Source organism: Bradyrhizobium sp. CCBAU 11361 (genome assembly GCF_028128935.1).
Classification (GTDB): Bacteria; Pseudomonadota; Alphaproteobacteria; order Rhizobiales; family Xanthobacteraceae; genus Bradyrhizobium; species Bradyrhizobium niftali.
This window is the reverse complement of the sequence record NZ_LBJZ01000183.1, coordinates 53,140-69,565: the sequence shown is the minus strand read 5'-3', so window position 1 is coordinate 69,565 and position 16,426 is coordinate 53,140. Positions and strand designations below refer to the sequence as shown.

Sequence of the window (16,426 nt, the reverse complement as noted above, 5' to 3'; positions counted from 1 at the left end):
TCTTGTAGGTATTGCCTTCAAAGAACACGGAGTAGGGTGAGGACTGCTTGCCCGCGGTCGGATTTGCCTCTCTCAAGCAGACAAAAGATGAACCCGGACCGAGACTTGTTTTTCGCAGCGAGGATGTTTCGATTGGGCCTTGCAGGTGCGCGTCATCGGTAGCCTTGGCAATCCCTTCCCGCAAAATTTCATCTGATAACGACGTTTCCTGCGGGGCCTCGGCGTCGGCAACGCGGTGTCTTTCGACATTGAAGAACAGCCGGACAGGAGCAAAAACAGAAGGGGAACGAAACGCATATCGAGCGATTCGAGCGGGGGCCAAAGCGCTGGGTCGCTCGCATAAAGCGGGCCGATGGGCGAAATATCCGCACTGTCCTGCCAGCGTCCGAGCATTCTTATCTCGACACCAAACCAGCCGCGTCCGCCGAAGAAGCGGAGAAGCTTGCCAAAGACGGGGTTGATTTCGGGGGCATCGTGTAGTCGTTTGGTTTGGCGAAACGGCTCCGGGGCATCCGATCACATTGCTGACCGATTGGGGGCAGAGCTGCTAAACAGCTCCGGTACACGACGGGGGGCAGGGGCGCCGGAGCCGGATTCCAGCCGGCTAATCGGCATAGCCGGTGACGAACCAATCCGCGGTGAAACCAGAAAGATCCAGGCTTGTGGCTCGCGCCCGGCCCATGGCAGGCATTCTATTGCGGCGGCTGCCCGCAGCCCTTTTAATGACGCCGCTCAGAGGGAGAGAAACATGCAGAAGCTGACAGCCGCTGTGGCACTCGTCGCCGCCCTTGCACTTGCAGCATGCGGGAGAGATCCTGGGCCGAAGGGCGATCCGGGGCCACAAGGTCCCGCCGGCCCGCAAGGCGCCCAGGGTATTCAGGGCGTCCCTGGTCCTCAAGGTGCAGTCGGCGCACAAGGCCCACAGGGACCTCAAGGGCCGAAGGGCGATAAAGGGGACAAGGCCGAACCGAGCGTCCGTGCAGTGCAGGCGGATGGCGCTGTGAACTGTGATGGCAGCGAAGCGCTTGTTTCTGTGTTCTGCCCAAACGGCGGCGGCGCCGACGGCGCAAAGTGTGGGACATCGCCAACAGTTGGGCTCTGCTTGAAGAGGTAAGTGGTTCCCGCTGCGCGCTTTTACGGATACAATCTTACGGCGATTGGTGACACCGATCGTAATCTACAGTCCAACTCCCCGCCGGCTCACAAGGTCGGCGGGTTTTTCTTCGATCTGGTCGTTCTCGCCCTCAAGCTGGCACGAGGCGTGAGCGCGCCACCAAGGCTTCGCTTGGCGCCGCCACCGCACAACCGTAGATTCGTAGTCGTCGGCCGGTAGACATGCGAAGCTAAGCGTATATTCGCGTCTCGGTGGGAAAACCCGATGCGCCTTGCATTGCCTTATTTCGGAATTGCTCCCTGCGCGTCGCTGGCGACGTGGATGTCGGTAATGTTGCTTTACTGACGCGGAAACAGCTCGGCGTGATGCCAGAAGCCGGACGTGGGGCCCGCTCTCGTGCAGCTCGGGCCACCCCTTCTCGATCGCGCATCTGATGCCTGCGCTGAATTCGCTGCGTTTGCCGCCGCTCCATGGTGTGCGGGAGCATGGAGACGGTAAGCGGGTGGAGTTGCGGCGTACCCTAAGCGGGCGCTTGATGGTTCGCGCATACAACGGGAGTGAAACGCTTCAACCTATGTGGATCTATGGGACCTATTGGATTGGCTAGCCTGGCCAGTCAGCCGGAAAGCTACCGGTCCTTGGTAATTTATCCTATCTGACCATGACAGCGGTGAAACCTTTGGTGGCTGTGGGGAGCAACGAATTTCTCATTCATGCGTGTCGATCTTCTATTCGTACCGCACAGCCTGCGCGGCCCCGGACTTGGTAGAAGAATAATGCTCCAAGCGGAGCGAGAAGCGATTGCGCGGGGCTGTCGTGGGGCATGGTTGGACACGTACAGCTTTCAAGCACGCGCATTTTACAAACGGCTTGGCTACAGGGCGTTTGGCGTACTCGACGATTACCCGCCCGGCCAGCATTCCCCCTTTCCGGATTTTTTAGTGACCCGTTGCTGAACCCGGCGATGCATGTAATGCGTGCATTCGCCGCCGGCAAGGTCAACTGCTATTCCGTCTGCTCGCAACGAAGGTTGGTCCGATGCAGCTAATATGCGCAAATCTCATCTCCATGGGATTAGCACGTGAAAGAAGGCGTTATCCGCCGTGCAGCAGAACACGATCTGCTCGAGGTGTTGAAACTTTACCAACAGGGTCTAGGACATCGCGGTGACGGCAGCGCGGAATGCGCTCACCATCGAGGGCCGGAAGCCCGAGGCAGCCGCGCGAATATCTCTACCAAGGAATTGCCGCGCGTCCATTCCGGCGGGTGTTCAACCTTGCCGAATACGTTCAAGTCAAGCCGGCCTCGTTCCAGGATGGCCTGCTGATTATCGACCTCGTCCGCGAGGTCCCGGAAGCCATGGAAGGTCGCTTCGGTTGGCCGAAGGTCGAGCTCTGCGAGACCGACACGACGCTGACTGTCTCGGCCGAACTGGCGGTAATGAAACCATCGCTTCATTGAATATCTCCGAAATGAACTCCGAGCGTCTCGACAGAATGCATGGGGCAGGGACTATGATCTTCTTATTCGCGCTCCAAGTCAGCCAAGCTAACCCGGTGAAGGAGGCAGAGTTCTGATGCCGCAGTCAACCCACGAAAGTTTCACTCGCGAGGAGGCATCGCTTCCCGGATCGGACCGGACCTTCGGCTGGGTGATCGCGGGTGCGCTCGCGCTTCTAAGTCTTTCGAACGGCTGGCACCTTGGCCAGCTGTGGCCGTGGACCCTATCCGCCGCGGCTCTTTTCCTCGCCGCGGCATGGATTCGTCCGTCCATGCTGCACCCGCTCAATCGCCTTTGGATGAAATTCGGCCTGCTTCTGCACAAGGTCATCAACCCCATCGTCATGGGTCTTCTCTTTTATGGTACGATCTTGCCGACGGGCCTCGTCATGCGGCTGCGCGGCAAAGATCTGCTGCGGCTGAAACGCGAGCCCGGTGCGGAAAGCTATTGGATCGCGCGCACGCCGGGGCCCGCGCCGGAAACGATGAGAGACCAGTTCTGATGATGGAGTTTCTGGCCGAGCTTTGGCGCTTCACGCGTCTGCGGAAGAAATTCTGGCTGCTGCCGATCCTGATCATGATGGTCGTGTTTGGGGGCGTTATCGTGCTAGCGAAGGGCTCTGCGGTCGCGCCGTTCATCTACACGCTGTTCTGAGGTAAATGCGCATTCTCGGCATCTCTGCGTTCTATCACGACAGCGCCGCGGCGCTCGTCGAGGACGGTCGCATCGTCGCTGCCGCTCAAGAGGAGCGCTTCACACGCCAGAAGCACGATGCGTCGTTTCCGCGCCATGCGGTTCGCTACTGCCTGGAAGCTGCGGGCGCAGGACTTTCCAAAATCGATCATGTCGTGTTCTACGACAAGCCATTCCTGAAATTCGAGCGCCTGCTTGAAACGTATATCGCGCTTGCACCGCGTGGCTTCCGCTCCTTCCAGATGGCGATTCCGCTGTGGCTCAAGGAGAAGCTGTTCCAGAAGAGCCTGTTGCAAAATCTGCTTCGGGAGTTCGATGAGGATTTCGCGTCGGAGAAGCTGCTATTCTCCGAGCATCATCTGAGCCACGCCGCGTCCGCGTTCTACCCATCGCCGTTCGACAGGGCCGCAGTCCTCACCATGGACGGGGTCGGAGAATGGGCGACGACGTCGGCGGCGACAGGCGACGGCAGCCGCCTCGAAATCTTCCAGGAGATTCATTTTCCCCATTCCCTCGGCCTGCTCTATTCGGCCGTGACCTATTACACGGGCTTCAAGGTTAATTCCGGAGAGTACAAGGTGATGGGTTTGGCGCCTTACGGCCAGCCCAAATACGCACAGCGTATTCTGGATCATTTGGTCGACCTGAAGCCCGACGGATCATTCCGGCTGAACATGTCCTATTTCGACTATTGCACTGGCCTCGCCATGACCAACGAGCGGTTCGCCCAGCTGTTCGGGCAGCCTGCGCGCTCGCCGGATCAGTTGCTGACGCCGTTCCACATGGATGTCGCAGCCTCTATTCAGGCTGTGCTGGAGGAAGCGGTGCTGCGGCTGACGCGCAGCCTCGCGAGCCGGACCGGTGCACGCAATCTCTGTCTTGCCGGCGGCGTGGCCCTCAATTGCGTGGCCAATGGGAAGGTGCTGCGCGGCGGCCAGTTCGACCGTCTCTGGATTCAGCCGGCGGCGGGCGATGCGGGCGGCGCAGTCGGCGCGGCACTTGCGGCCTTCCATCAGTTCAAGGGCGGGCCGCGCAGCATCGCCGTGACTGATGGAATGTCTGGCGCTTTTCTCGGGCCGGAATTTTCGGACAGCGAGATTGAACGGAGGCTGACCGCTTGCGGGGCGCGCTATGCCGTTCTGAGTGAGGACGACATGATCGAGGCAACGGCCAAGGCACTGTCCGATCAGCTCGCGGTGGGGTGGTTCCAAGGCCGTATGGAATTTGGCCCCCGCTCGCTGGGGGCGCGCTCGATCCTCGGCGATCCCCGCTCACCGACCATGCAGAAGAACCTCAATCTCAAGGTGAAGTACCGTGAGAGTTTTCGTCCCTTTGCGCCGGCGGTGCTGCGTGAGGACGTCGTCGACTGGTTCGAGCTCGATTCAGACAGTCCCTACATGCTGATCGTCGCCGACGTGAGGAAGGACAAGCGGCGCGCCATGAGCGCAGAGGAGCAGGCGCTGTTCGGCATCGACAAGCTCAACATTGCCCGCTCTGACATTCCCGCGGTAACCCATGTCGATTATTCCGCCCGCATCCAGACGGTCAGCGCCGAGACCAACCCGCGCTTTCATCGGCTGCTCACGCGATTCAAGGCGCGGACGGGGTGCCCGATTCTGGTCAACACCAGCTTCAACGTGCGCGGCGAGCCGATCGTATGCACGCCGGAAGATGCTTTCCGCTGCTTCATGGGCAACGAGTTGGATGTGCTCGTAGTCGGCAACTGCGTGCTATGCAAGGGCGAGCAGAATCCCGATCTCAGGCGGGATTACAGTTCGGCTTTCGAACTGGATTAGCGCTTCTTCAGGCCCGTCGCCGGCGCGGGCTCTGTTCTGGCGTTTCAGCGCGCCGCAGGGTGAATGCGGCGGTCGCCGTGCCGCGTGGACGACGGGCTGAACCTGAAGTCCTACAACGGCGGCCAGAGCACCGCGGACTGCTGCTGGTAGCTTTGCTCGGCATCGCAACCGCGACCGGCGTTGCAGCGCGTTGGGCCACGGCATCGGTATATGCGCAGCATATGTTAGGCTAGGATCACGGTTCACCTGTTCGCGCTCGGTCTTGCCGGCCATCTTAGTGCTACGCGGGAGGATGCTGATAATCCGGGGAACGCCGTGTCAGCTCAAACAAATCGTCCTGACATAGGCGGGGCCCTGCCCTTAATCCAGTCTGGCTGCGCACTGATCAAATGGATTGAGTTCTACATTTCGCGCCACGTACTCCTTTGTTGACACTTTCGATGAGGACTCGAGACACTTCTTCAAAAGTGTCGAATCGTTCAATTTTGCAAGATGCACGAGACGCCTCGGAGAACCAGAACAACTGGCCCTGAAACGACAGCGACGTTGACGGCATTATGACGTAGTCCAGGATTGCTTCATTATTCTCGGCGAGCCGCAGAACCACCACCCATCCCGCAGGCCATCGTGCACGGCGAACTAGCTTCCATTTCGGCGGAATGCTGACATATTTTCGGCATGTAGCTACACGGAAACAGATATTCACTGCATCATCGACCCGTAAGCAGTGATTCGATGAGTAAAAGGTGGCGCTCCGACCCGATTTCTCGAAAGCCTCCTGGAGCAGCGCTGCATTTTCTAGCTGACGTTCTACCAATCGTTTATGCGTATCAAGCTTGGCCCAGTAGCTTTTGTTGCCGGCATAACCGATCATACGGTAGAGATTCCGCAGAGCGCCGAAGTGTTTTAGATATGTCCCTACAGATGGCAAGCCCGGCGCAGCATCAATAATTGGCGCGCTCAATTTCCCTTTCTTCATTAGAAGCTTCCGAAGGCGAACAAGCATTTCTTCTTCCGATATGTGGACGCAACGCTGCTCTAAGGCTTTGCTAACGCGTCTGAACACATCACACTCGACTATGGCTTCGATTGCGCCCTCGCTTCTAACCCAGAGGTCTTTCGGATTGGTGGCTCTCTTGGCGCCGAGTTTCTGCGTGTGCCGATTGTATATAACGTTGCCAATGTAAGCCTCCCGCCGCAGAAGTGTGCTAATGGAGCTTTGGCACCATGGCCCTCCTCTATTGGTCAGAATACCACGCCTATTAAGCTCCCGCGCGATTGCCTCTTGGGACGCTCCCCGGAGGTATTCATTGAAAATCCATCGGACGACTTCGACTTTCGCATCTGATCCAGGAGCCAGCCTTACCCGGTCTGTCGACAGAAATTTATGCTCGCCGGCTTGTAGGGTTCCTTTCCACCCGAATTCGCCGTCCACAACTCGTCGCTCTAGTCCAAAAGGCTCCCGACCGCCTACTTTGAAGCCTTTGCTTGCAAGACGCACAGAAGCTGCGTGAACTCTCCCAGAGAGCTCTCGACTGAACTCGGCCGCCATAACTCTTTTGATATTCTTGATGATGCTGGAAAGCAGACTGCCATCATTGTCAAACTGCTCCGCGCAATATGTAACTCTTACCCCAGCCTTCCGACAGATGAACTCATAGTGCGCGCTCTCATCGACGTCTTGAAAGCGCCCCCAACGACTAACGTCAAAGACCAGCAGATGACCAAAGTCCGCCTGATCAGACCGAACGTCATCAATTAGTTTGATAAGACCTTGCCTATTTTCGATTTTCAGTCCGCTCTCACCCTCGTCTCGATAGGTGCGGACAATTGTTAGATTGTGAAGCTCGGCGTACGTGGCGATCACCGCCGCCTGATTTTCGATTGAGTATTGCTGATGGTCTGTTGACATCCGGACGTATTGCGCCGCGCGATACGTGTTTTGCGGTTGGAGCAAACGGTCTTTGTGTACAATGAGAGCTTTTGACATCACGGCAGTGACAGCACCGATCGACCATGCGCTCTTAGGCTCAAACTGCATGCTGTAGACGGAACGAGCTGAAATACAATCAGCCCTCCTGTCCTACTTCAGTCGATCAGCTCTAGGAGCCCGCCGCGCGTCTGATTCTGGTCGATTCCGTTGAAAAGGGGCGGCAATGCATTGACGCCGGCGCGATGCGGCCGAACGGCTGTATCGGCCTTTTATGCGGGCTTGAGGGGTTGCATCGGGATAATGCTTGGCCATCTTGCGAAAGTTCTGAGCGGTAGCTGCGAGAGTGAACTTGTCGCGCGCGCCGTTTGGTCCTCGTAACCAAGCAACCGTCACGCCTCAATCCCAACCGATTCTCATCCATGCTCAATTCGTCTCTGGATGGGGCGACCATGTGATTAGAGTCGTTGTGCCGACAAGTCCTTTCTCCAGTGAGAGCGCAATGATGTGCTCGCGGTTGGTCAGCACGACGCGGCCAATAGCGACCTTGTCCATCTCGCGGATGGTCTCGCGGATCACGGCAAAGGCGTCATGGCCGACCTTGCCGTCCGGCCGCAGGTAGTAGGGACGGATCAGGTATCGCGGATCGATCTCGCTACGGTCGACGAACTCGTCGATCTCGATGGTGCGTGTGGATTCCAGCGCCACGTTCTCAAGCTCCTCCTTGGTCACCTCGATGAAGGTGTCCTTGTCCAGGGCGTAACCCTTAACGATGTCCTCGTTGGCGACCTCGTCGCCAGGGTCGGAGTCGACCTTGAGATACTTGATGCGGTGGCCGGTCTGCCGGTTGAGCTGGTTGAACGAGATCTTCTCGCTCTCGGAAGTGGCCGGGTACGCTCTTCCTCGCCTCCAAGCTTGCATTGCCATCTGTCTCCTCACTCCTCATACGAGCAAAGCGTTCTTTGGATCAGGCTACCCGACGGCCTCGATTTGCCGCCCGCGTAGTCCGCAAGGAGCGCTATCGCCCACGACGCTGAAGTCTGCTTCTGGTCCATCGCGTCAGTTAGTCCGATGCAGCGGTTTGTCTGGGGTTGGGGGTAAAGCCGACCTGCCGGCTGAGCGCCCGGACGTCTCAGTTTGACCCGTAGCCGACACCTCGCCTCCAATGTGCTAGGCTGAAACCGGGTCAGATCCTCCCGGAGGCTCCATGAAGCGGCGCGAGTTCATCACGCTGATTGCTGGCGCTGCGGCATTGCCGCTCGAAGCCCGGGCACAGCGGGCTGGCCGGCAGTATCGCGTTGCGACATTGGGGCCGGTATTCCCCAGCTTCTTCGATGAGCTGGGCAGAGCCGGCTTTGTCAGAGGCAGCAACCTTGAGATAGACGGCCGTGGCGAAGGCGTGGCTGCCGTCTCCTACGCCAGCATGGCTGTTGAACTAGCCGCGGCGAATCCAAATGTCCTGGTGGCGGTCGGGGCCGAAGCAGGGCGGGCGGCACAGAAGGCAACGCAACACATTCCAATCGTGGTGATCGCCGACGACTTGCTTGGCAGCAATCTTGTCGCCTCCATGCCGCATCCCGAAGGTAACACCACTGGTGTTGCCATCTTTGCGTTCCAGCTCGACGCCAAGCGACTGGAGCTGCTGCATGAAGCACTGCCCAATGCCCGGCGAATAGCCGTCCTCGCCGACCGCCTGCCGATACCAAACATGAGCGCTCTCGAAAGTGCCGCCAAGAGGTTCGGCATCGAGATCGTTCCGTTTGCCGCACGATCCGAGGAAGATCTTATCCGTGTGATCGACTCCATGAGGGCCGAAGAGGTCGAAGCGGTCAACCTGCTGGCATCGCCGATCCTGTCATCGAGATTCCAGTACCTGATCCGCGATCGGCTGGCCCTGCGCCGCCTGCCCGCCATTCTGCAGTGGCCCGAGCAGGCGGAAGAAGGCGGGCTGATGGGTTACGGACCCCGCCTCAGCCAGGTCTTCGACCAATGCGCGCGTCAGGTCGCAAGGCTATTGAGGGGTGCAAAGGTGATTGACGTGCCCGTTGAGCAGCCGACCAAGCTTGAGTTGGTCGTCAATCTCAAGACAGCCAAAATGCTGGGTGTCGAAATGCCGCCGATGCTGCTCTCTCGTGCCGACAGGACGATCGAGTGAGTCTCGATTTCGGTGACAGTGCACTTGCCGTGCCATTGCGAAGAGGTTTCGCGCGTGATCAGCAGGTGTCCGGGGTGCGTAAGTGTCACTCTTCCGTATCCGTACGCGAGGCCGAAGAAAAAGGCCACGGCCAGGAAACGTCCGGAAGCAGGCGCGTTACCAAAGGCAGTAACCCTCTTGAGGGAGAAACCTATGCGAACCTCGATTCTCGCAATCATTGTCGTTGCCGGAAGCGGAATCGCTTTTTCCGCAACCGCGCAACAACAGCCCGGGCCGCAGCAGGCCGCACCCAGCCCGCAAACCAGCGAACAGATGCACCAGGATTCGGACAAGGGACTTAAGGCGGACGAGCAGGCCGGAGCGCAAATGCAGCGCGAAGCAGACAAAGGAATCAAGACCCGCAATTCAGGGGAGCCCGGATACGTGAGCAATCAAGACAAGTCGGGCGCTTCTGCCCATCCTCCGGGCCGGCCGGAAACCGACCTGACCACGGGGGCAAGCACGGGAGACAAGTCCCGCTAACCATCGTTCGCGTTGGAAGCTGAATGCCGCAACGATTGCGGCGGCTTCCGCTCCTCGCGGAAGACGCGACATGACGGACCCTGGGGCCAACCACCGCTTTTGACCGAAGCGGGCATTCCGCATAGCTCGATACCTTCGAGCCATGCTATCCGATCCCTCTCTCTGATATAGCCAGCGGGCGGCGTGGACTAGCGGCGGCCCGATTGCTTGATTTCGGCGACTTGCTTTTCGCCGGGCAACTTGCCTGCGGCTAGCAGGCTGCTGCAAATCCACCGAGATTCTCTCGGGGTCGCGCCAAGGAGAGCCTTGGTATCTACGCACTGTGCGTAGGTGTTGTAGCTGAGCGTGTCTCGGCACGTCGACGAGAAGTTTCCGATATAAATTTCGCTACTATGACTGCATCCAACCCAGGGGGCGTTGCCGACCCTGTAACTTGTTTCGCAACCGCCGTTGCAGGTGCTGGCGGAACGCTCCAGCTTGGCAATCTTCCCCAAGACTGAATTCGGCGCGAATGCCGGCGCTTGAGCGGTTGAAGAGCCGGTTGTCCGGTGGGAGGTTACGGTCGTTGGCCCCTGCCGCGGCACAACGGTCGATCTTGCCTTCGGCGCTTCGACCGAGACGGCGGGAATCGAGGAGTTTGGTGTGGGTTGCGACATCGCGGTGCCGCTTGTGCTGCACAGCAAGACCGTTGACTAGGTAGCGACGACTGACGGCACGGCGAAACCAAATGACAATCTCATAAGGTACCTCCCAAATCCGGGACAGAACAGCCGTCCCGACAGCTACGGGTTGTAGCACAGCATTCCTGTACCGGCAACGCATCTGACGATGAGTCGCCTTTGACACGGTAGCCAATTCTATGCCGGCCGCTTGCGTCGTTGCGATGTCGGCTTCTGGTCCATCGCGCCAGTTGGTCCGATGCAGCTGGCGTTTGGGGGCAAAGCCGACCTGCCGGCTGAGCGCCCGGGACTTCCCAGTTTGACCAAAGGCGGACCTGACGCGCTCCTGGTGCGGTGTGTTAAAATTGCAGGGAACGGATCGTGCCTATGCCAAGAACTGCTGCCGTTATCGGCACTGCCATCTTCTTCGTCTTCGCGCCCTGCGTGCTGGCTGGGGTGGTCCCGTGGTGGATTTCACGCTGGGAGTTCAGCTTGCCGTTTCTCGGCGTCGAGCTCACGCGCTTCGTCGGCGCCGCGCTAATTCTTGCCGGCGTAGCCGGGCTCGTGGATTCATTCGCGCGTTTCGCGCTGCAGGGGCTCGGCACGCCGGCGCCGATCGCCCCGACCCAACATCTCGTCGTTACCGGCCTCTATCGCTATGTGCGCAATCCAATCTACGTGGCGGTCGCCGCCGTAATTTTCGGCCAGGCGCTCCTGTTCGGCGATTGGCGGCTGTTCGCCTACGGCGCAGTCGTCTGGGTCTTCTTCCACCTTTTTGTCGTGGGCTACGAAGAGCCGACGCTAATAAGGTCATTCGGCGCGGAATACGATGCGTTCTGCATCAATGTGCCGCGTTGGATCCCGCGCCTAACTGCGTGGCGAGGTGGTCGGTAGCTGCTGTAGCGCATGACCTCGGCGCTGATTATTGATGAGCTTCACGAAGGCTCCTCAACAAAGTTTTTCTGCAATTGGCCCTTCGCATCAGTTGGTCGGATGCAGCGGTTTGTCTGGAGTTGGAGGGTAGAGCCGACCTGCCGGCTGAGCGCCCGTTTTTGCGGTGATGGTGCACTTAACTTGCTATCGCGAACAGGTTTCGCGCGTGATGTGCACTCCGTACGCGAGGCCTCGTAGAAAAAGGCCACGGCCAGGAAACGTCCGGGGGGCCGACGGGTGGACGTCCGCTTTGTCTCCACGCGGCCATCTGCAACGCGACAACCCCGACGAAACACGCCTGAAACAATCCTGAAACCCGATTGTCCTGAACTCCTTTTCCGCCGGCCTCGACCAACCAAGCGAAAAGGAGACAATCGTGATCCAGATCGGTTCGAAGGAAGAAGTCGCGTTCCTGCTGGCGCTGTTCGGCACCCACACCCAGCCGGTCAAGCGACCGAAGCCGAAATCGCGGCAAGGCTGAAGGCGGTGATCCCATGCCCGTCTTGGCCGAATGCCAGAGCCTCTTGCGCCTTTTGATCGCGAGGGGAGATCCGAAGGCCATCCCGATCGCCAAGGGCGCCATCGATCAATATCTCAACACGGCGCCGGTCAGCGCCCGCGGGCGCGGCCTACGCGTGCTCCAGCGCGATGCGCTCGACCAGCACGACCTCGCGGTCGGCGTGCAGCGCTCGTTTGCGGAGACGGTGGACGCTTATATCGAGCGGAAGCTGGCGGAAGAGTGAGGTAGCTTCGCCCCGTCGCCTCCAGCGCTCTTCGTTTGGGTGGACCCACTTGTACGGCGTGATGCTCTGCGTTTCGATCAGCTTGATCATGTGGACGGTTGGCGCAGAATGTCCATTCGGCATGATCGGCACTTGAGGGGGCGTGGCTGGCGGCTGCCGTCCATGCTGCTGATCGCCGGGTCGTGATGAGCGCTGGCGATATCAAGCGTACAGCTCGTGATTGGCGAATATTACTACGTCGATTTCCACCTTGCGAGCTGCCAGCGTGCGGCAGTGAAAATCAGGACCGTCGTACGGGCGCGCAAGGTTTGGCCGGCATGGCGCAACCTTTCAACTTTGCAGCCTGAAGGTCGATCTTCTCGGTGGGCGCATAGGCCTGCCGTTCGCATTCTTCCCTGATGACGGATAGCCGGGCACCTTTGTAGGTGTTGCCTTCAAAGAACACGGAGTAGGGTGAGGACTGCTTGCCCGCGATCGGATTTGCCTCTCTCAAGCAGACAAAAGATGAACCCGGACCGAGACTTGTTTTTCGCAGCGAGGATGTTTCGATTGGGCCTTGCAAGTGCGCGTCATCGGCAGCCTTGGCAATCCCTTCCCGCAAAGTTTCATCTGATAACGACGTTTCCTGCGGGGTCTCGGGCGTCGGCAACGCGGTGTCTGTCCACATTGAAGAACAGCCGGACAGGAGCAAAAACAGAAGGGGAACGAAACGCATTGGCACACCGAGAGTAGACAGCAGTGCCTATACAAGAACTAACGCGGTGCGGCAACGGTGGCTCCGCCAGGATCCGATCATCGCGAACGTCGCACCGTGACACCCGCTGCTGCGTGCGAGCCATTGTGCGAGCGCGTGGTGCCGGATAAAACAGCGCCAAGGGTTTAGTTGCGTCTGAGGTTTAAAATGATCACGTACAAAGAGTACCATATCGAGCGATTTGAGCGGGGGCCAAAGCGCTGGGTCGCTCGCATAAAGCGGGCCGATGGGCGGAATATCCGCACTGTCCTGCCAGCTTCCGAGCATTCTTATCTCGACACCAAACCAGCCGCGTCCGCCGAAGAAGCGGAGAAGCTTGCCAAAGACGGGGTTGATTTCGGGGGCATAGTGTAGGCGTTTGGTTTGGCGAAACGGCTCGGCATCCGATCACATTGCTGACCGATCGGGGGGCAGAGCTGCTAAACGGCTGCGGTACACGATGGGGGCGCATGGGCACCGGAGCCGGATCCCAGCGCGCTAATCGGCGACATAGTCCGTGACGAACCAATCCGCGGTGGAATCCGAAAGTTCCAAGCTTCTGCACATCCTTGGGCGGTCTGGCTCGCGCCCGGCCCATGGTAGGCGTTCTATTGCGGCCGGCTACCCGATGGCGCGGTCAACTGCGACAGCCGTAGCTTGGCGTGTCGTCAGTCCTGGCGATGCAGACGTCATCGATGCCACGCTTAGCCATCTCGGATATGGCTCGATGGAGGACGAACTCGGCGTAGATGGGAAACATCTTCCGACGCCACAGGTAGGCCTTTTCATTGGTCACCATGAACATCGTCAGATCGGTGCGCCTGGTGAAAAGGTATTTGAACGTCGCGGCCAAGATCTGCGAGTAGTTCAAGTTGGTATAGTCGTCGAGGCAAACGACCCCCTGCGGTGAAAGCATATAGTCCGCGAGCGCCAGCTCGTGGAGCGTCGGCTCAAATTGGTGGCTCGCATCAATATGACAGAAGCGGGTGCCCCCGCGGGCAAAACGGCGTCGTCTGAGGTCGAGAGTGCTACCCACGTTGAATGATAGGCGCGCGCCGAGACCCTCGAGCGCGGGACGATCGAAATAGTCCTCGATGTCGAAGAGATGCAGTTGCTCTTCCGTCGCAAGGCGGCCCGCCAGTATGGCGGCTGATTTCCTCCGAAAGACGCCAGTTCGGTCATGTCGCCGTGGATGCCCGCGGTTGCTTGGAAAGCAAGTACGGAGTCCATGGCCGCCATCGAGAACGGCGACAGCATGCCCTCGATGCCTTCCGCGATATTTTTGCTTGTCAAAAAGCTCAGTTCCATTCGCCGCTCCCAGTCGGATGCAGCGTTTATCACTCGCAACTAAGGCGAGCAAATCCGCCGTATGAGGTGGATTTCTCAAACAATGGAGAACTGAGATGACCTGCAGCCTAACCTGGCTGCCCGGCGTGTTGCGTGACGCCGGGCTTGAAGTACTCGAGCATCCCGGCTGGCAGACCCGCGGCCATGATGACAAGGGCGCGGTGCAGGGCGTGCTCTGCCATCACACCTGCGGCCCTCTGCATGGTCGGGGCGGGCAAGGGCTGGCACGCCGGCGCCGGGGCCTGACAAGGCGTCACCGACGGCAATTCGCACTTCATCGGTGTCGAGGCCGAGAACACCGGCGATACCACGGGCCTCGAGCCGAGGCGTGACGTGCACATGCAAGCCTATATGCGCGTCTGCTCCGCAATCGTCGATCACCTCGGCATTGGCGTCGTGATGGTCGCCGGCCACAACACAAGGAGTATACGCGGCCGCACGGGCGCAAGAGCGATCCGAGCTTCGACATGGTGATGTCCCGAGCCGACGTCGTGAGACTGGTCGAGAAAAAGCCGATACCGGCGCCGCGGTCGTCTGCGCGCCGGTTTGCTATGTCGCGACACCGGCCCAAACCATAGTGTCAGCGCGTCCGCAAGGCCGCGCTGGGTCGCGTCGCCCGCCCACGCCACGTGCCCGTCGGGCCGCACCAATACGGCTTTTGGCGCTGCGACCGGGCCGATCGCCGGAAGCTCCCAGGGGCCCGCGTAGCTGGCGTCGACGACACTGATGCGGTCCGCCCAGGGTGCGATGACGATGCAGCCCGGCTTGTCAAAATTGAGCAGCAGGGGACGCGCGCCGTGCAGCAGGGTGAACAGTCTTTGCGAACCGCCTGGTGTGACGAGGTCGAGATCGGGCATGCGGCGGCCGAGCAGCGGATGGCCCTCGCCGAGATCGTAGCGAATGTCGAGGCCGCTCATCATCGCGCCAAAGCGCTGGCGCGGCTCGTCCATGCCGAGCAGGTCGGACACCAACTCGCGCGCGGCCTTGAGGCCGTCGTCGCCGCGGCGGAGCAGGGCGATTTGCGCCATGGTGTTGCGCAGCACGCGCGCGGCGACGGGATGGCGTTCGGCATGGTAGCTGTCGAGCAGGCTGTCGGGCGATGTGCCGTTGACGACCTGTGCCAGCTTCCAGCCGAGATTGACGGCGTCCTGCAGGCCGGTGTTGAGGCCCTGTCCACCCACGGAGTGATGGATATGCGCGGCATCGCCGGCGAGCAGCACACGTCCCCTGCGATAGGATACTGCCTGCCGTGCCGCATCGGTGAAACGGGAGATCCAGTCGGGATTTTGCAGGCCGAAGTCGGTGCCGTAGACGGCGACGAGGGCCTCGCTGAGATCGGATGGCGTGGGCTCGCCGCTGCGCGCGAGCGTTGCTTCCGTCACGACGACCAGCACGCGCCCGCTTTCCGTCTTGCTGAGGCCGTGAAAGCCGATCGCGTCGTGACGCAGGCCCCAGGCCGGCTCCTCGCTCATCTCGACCTCGGCCATGAGGTTGCTGAGCGTCGGACCGGAACCGACGAAGTTGATGCCGGCGGTCTTGCGCACCAGGCTGCGGCCGCCGTCGCAGCCGATCAGATAGTTCGCCCGCAACGTCTCGCCGCCTGCTAGCGCGACGTCGACGCCGATCTCGTCCTGAACGAAGCCCGTCACCTCGAAGTTCCGATAGATCGGGACCGCGAGCTCCTCGACCCATTCGGCCAGGATGCGCTCGATGTGGCTCTGCCGCAGCGCCAGTCCGTAAGCGTGGCGGGTGGGGAGGCCGCTGATGTCGAGCCTGGTCCAGGCGAAGCCGGCGAGCTGTGTGACTTGCCCCTCGCGCAGGAAGCGATCCGCGACGCCGCGCTGATCGAGGACCTCGATGGTGCGCGCGTGCAACCCGCCGGCGCGCGTGCCGACGAGGTTCTGATCCGCGCGCCGCTCGACGATGGCGACGTCGACATCCGCGAGCGCGAGCTCGGCGGCCAGCATCAGGCCGGTTGGGCCGCCCCCGGCGATCACCACGGCATGATCGGTCGGCGCGGGGTTCCCGGCGCGGGTTCGCTCGGACCGGCCGCGCGAGCGGGATGTCGGAAGCAGTACGGGCATGTCGTGATCCCCCTGACTTGTTGCTGGGTCGGGGGTTCTACGCGAAGGTCGGGGACTTGAAGCAAGCCCCTTGCACACCACATATCAAGCTGGGAGGAACGTTGTCCTCTTTCGCGCTCGATTGGCAGATCGGGCAAGACGCTGGCGGAATGCCGTCATCGAAACGAGTTTGGTTCAGCCCGTGCGGAGCAATCTGCGGCGGTTTTTTCATGTCGGC

The 16,426-nt window shown here is 60.2% G+C and carries 13 protein-coding genes and 3 pseudogenes; 11 read left to right on the top strand and 5 right to left on the bottom strand.

Annotation, left to right across the window (positions count from 1 at the left end; all coding sequences use genetic code 11):
- Positions 1-1,827 precede the first annotated feature (1,827 nt).
- From XI08_RS25065 to XI08_RS25045, 5 genes and pseudogenes are all read left to right on the top strand, one after another.
- Positions 1,828-2,070, top strand: a complete 243-nt coding sequence (locus tag XI08_RS25065) for a GNAT family N-acetyltransferase (RefSeq protein WP_135179575.1) — start codon at positions 1,828-1,830, stop codon at positions 2,068-2,070.
- 201 nt (positions 2,071-2,271) lie between these two features.
- Positions 2,272-2,575, top strand: a pseudogene (locus XI08_RS25060) (Hsp20 family protein); the annotation flags it as partial.
- A 115-nt stretch (positions 2,576-2,690) separates the two neighbouring features.
- Positions 2,691-3,116 carry a hypothetical protein gene (locus tag XI08_RS25055; RefSeq protein ID WP_271576402.1) on the top strand — a complete coding sequence of 142 codons (426 nt, stop codon included), beginning with the start codon at positions 2,691-2,693 and terminating at the stop codon, positions 3,114-3,116.
- Positions 3,117-3,118: 2 nt separating this feature from the next.
- A complete protein-coding gene (locus tag XI08_RS25050; protein WP_235886039.1) occupies positions 3,119-3,268 on the top strand; it encodes a DUF5989 family protein in 150 nt (49 codons plus the stop codon).
- 5 nt (positions 3,269-3,273) lie between these two features.
- Positions 3,274-5,103 carry a carbamoyltransferase family protein gene (locus XI08_RS25045; RefSeq protein WP_271576401.1) on the top strand — a complete coding sequence of 610 codons (1,830 nt, stop codon included), beginning with the start codon at positions 3,274-3,276 and terminating at the stop codon, positions 5,101-5,103.
- A gap of 385 nt (positions 5,104-5,488) precedes the next feature.
- On the opposite strand, the gene XI08_RS25040 is transcribed toward XI08_RS25045, so the two are convergent.
- Together XI08_RS25040 and ku are read right to left on the bottom strand one after the other, a co-directional pair.
- Positions 5,489-7,144: a recombinase family protein gene (locus tag XI08_RS25040; RefSeq protein WP_271576400.1), complete on the bottom strand. Its 1,656-nt coding sequence runs from the start codon at positions 7,142-7,144 to the stop codon at positions 5,489-5,491.
- Positions 7,145-7,501: 357 nt separating this feature from the next.
- A pseudogene (gene ku / locus XI08_RS25035) lies at positions 7,502-7,927 on the bottom strand (non-homologous end joining protein Ku); the annotation flags it as partial.
- 313 nt (positions 7,928-8,240) lie between these two features.
- On the opposite strand from ku, the gene XI08_RS25030 reads away from it, so the two are divergent.
- The 4 genes from XI08_RS25030 (at position 8,241) to XI08_RS25015 (ending at position 12,045) form a co-directional block, all read left to right on the top strand.
- On the top strand, positions 8,241-9,188 hold the full coding sequence (locus XI08_RS25030; RefSeq protein WP_271576399.1) for an ABC transporter substrate-binding protein: 948 nt from the start codon (positions 8,241-8,243) through the stop codon (positions 9,186-9,188).
- Between the two features lie 192 nt (positions 9,189-9,380).
- Positions 9,381-9,710, top strand: a complete 330-nt coding sequence (locus XI08_RS25025) for a hypothetical protein (protein WP_271576398.1) — start codon at positions 9,381-9,383, stop codon at positions 9,708-9,710.
- A 1,046-nt stretch (positions 9,711-10,756) separates the two neighbouring features.
- A complete protein-coding gene (locus XI08_RS25020; protein WP_271576397.1) occupies positions 10,757-11,263 on the top strand; it encodes a methyltransferase family protein in 507 nt (168 codons plus the stop codon).
- A 533-nt stretch (positions 11,264-11,796) separates the two neighbouring features.
- Positions 11,797-12,045 (top strand): hypothetical protein, encoded by a 249-nt coding sequence (locus tag XI08_RS25015; RefSeq protein WP_271576396.1) that lies wholly within the window; start codon positions 11,797-11,799, stop codon positions 12,043-12,045.
- A 280-nt stretch (positions 12,046-12,325) separates the two neighbouring features.
- Here the strand turns inward: XI08_RS25015 and XI08_RS25010 are convergent, their stop codons facing one another.
- Positions 12,326-12,760: a hypothetical protein gene (locus XI08_RS25010; RefSeq protein WP_271576395.1), complete on the bottom strand. Its 435-nt coding sequence runs from the start codon at positions 12,758-12,760 to the stop codon at positions 12,326-12,328.
- Between the two features lie 186 nt (positions 12,761-12,946).
- Here XI08_RS25010 and XI08_RS25005 point away from each other — a divergent pair, with 186 nt between their 5' ends.
- A complete protein-coding gene (locus XI08_RS25005) occupies positions 12,947-13,153 on the top strand; it encodes a hypothetical protein (RefSeq protein WP_135174814.1) in 207 nt (68 codons plus the stop codon).
- A gap of 262 nt (positions 13,154-13,415) precedes the next feature.
- Here the strand turns inward: XI08_RS25005 and XI08_RS25000 are convergent, their stop codons facing one another.
- Entirely contained in the window at positions 13,416-14,138 is a 723-nt protein-coding gene (locus tag XI08_RS25000; RefSeq protein ID WP_271576394.1) for a class I SAM-dependent methyltransferase, read from the bottom strand.
- A 263-nt stretch (positions 14,139-14,401) separates the two neighbouring features.
- On the opposite strand from XI08_RS25000, the pseudogene XI08_RS46435 reads away from it, so the two are divergent.
- A pseudogene (locus XI08_RS46435) lies at positions 14,402-14,485 on the top strand (hypothetical protein); the annotation flags it as partial.
- 17 nt (positions 14,486-14,502) lie between these two features.
- Here the strand turns inward: XI08_RS46435 and XI08_RS24995 are convergent.
- Complete coding sequence (locus XI08_RS24995) at positions 14,503-16,209, bottom strand: FAD-dependent monooxygenase (RefSeq protein WP_271576393.1); 1,707 nt, start codon at positions 16,207-16,209, stop codon at positions 14,503-14,505.
- Positions 16,210-16,426 lie beyond the last annotated feature (217 nt).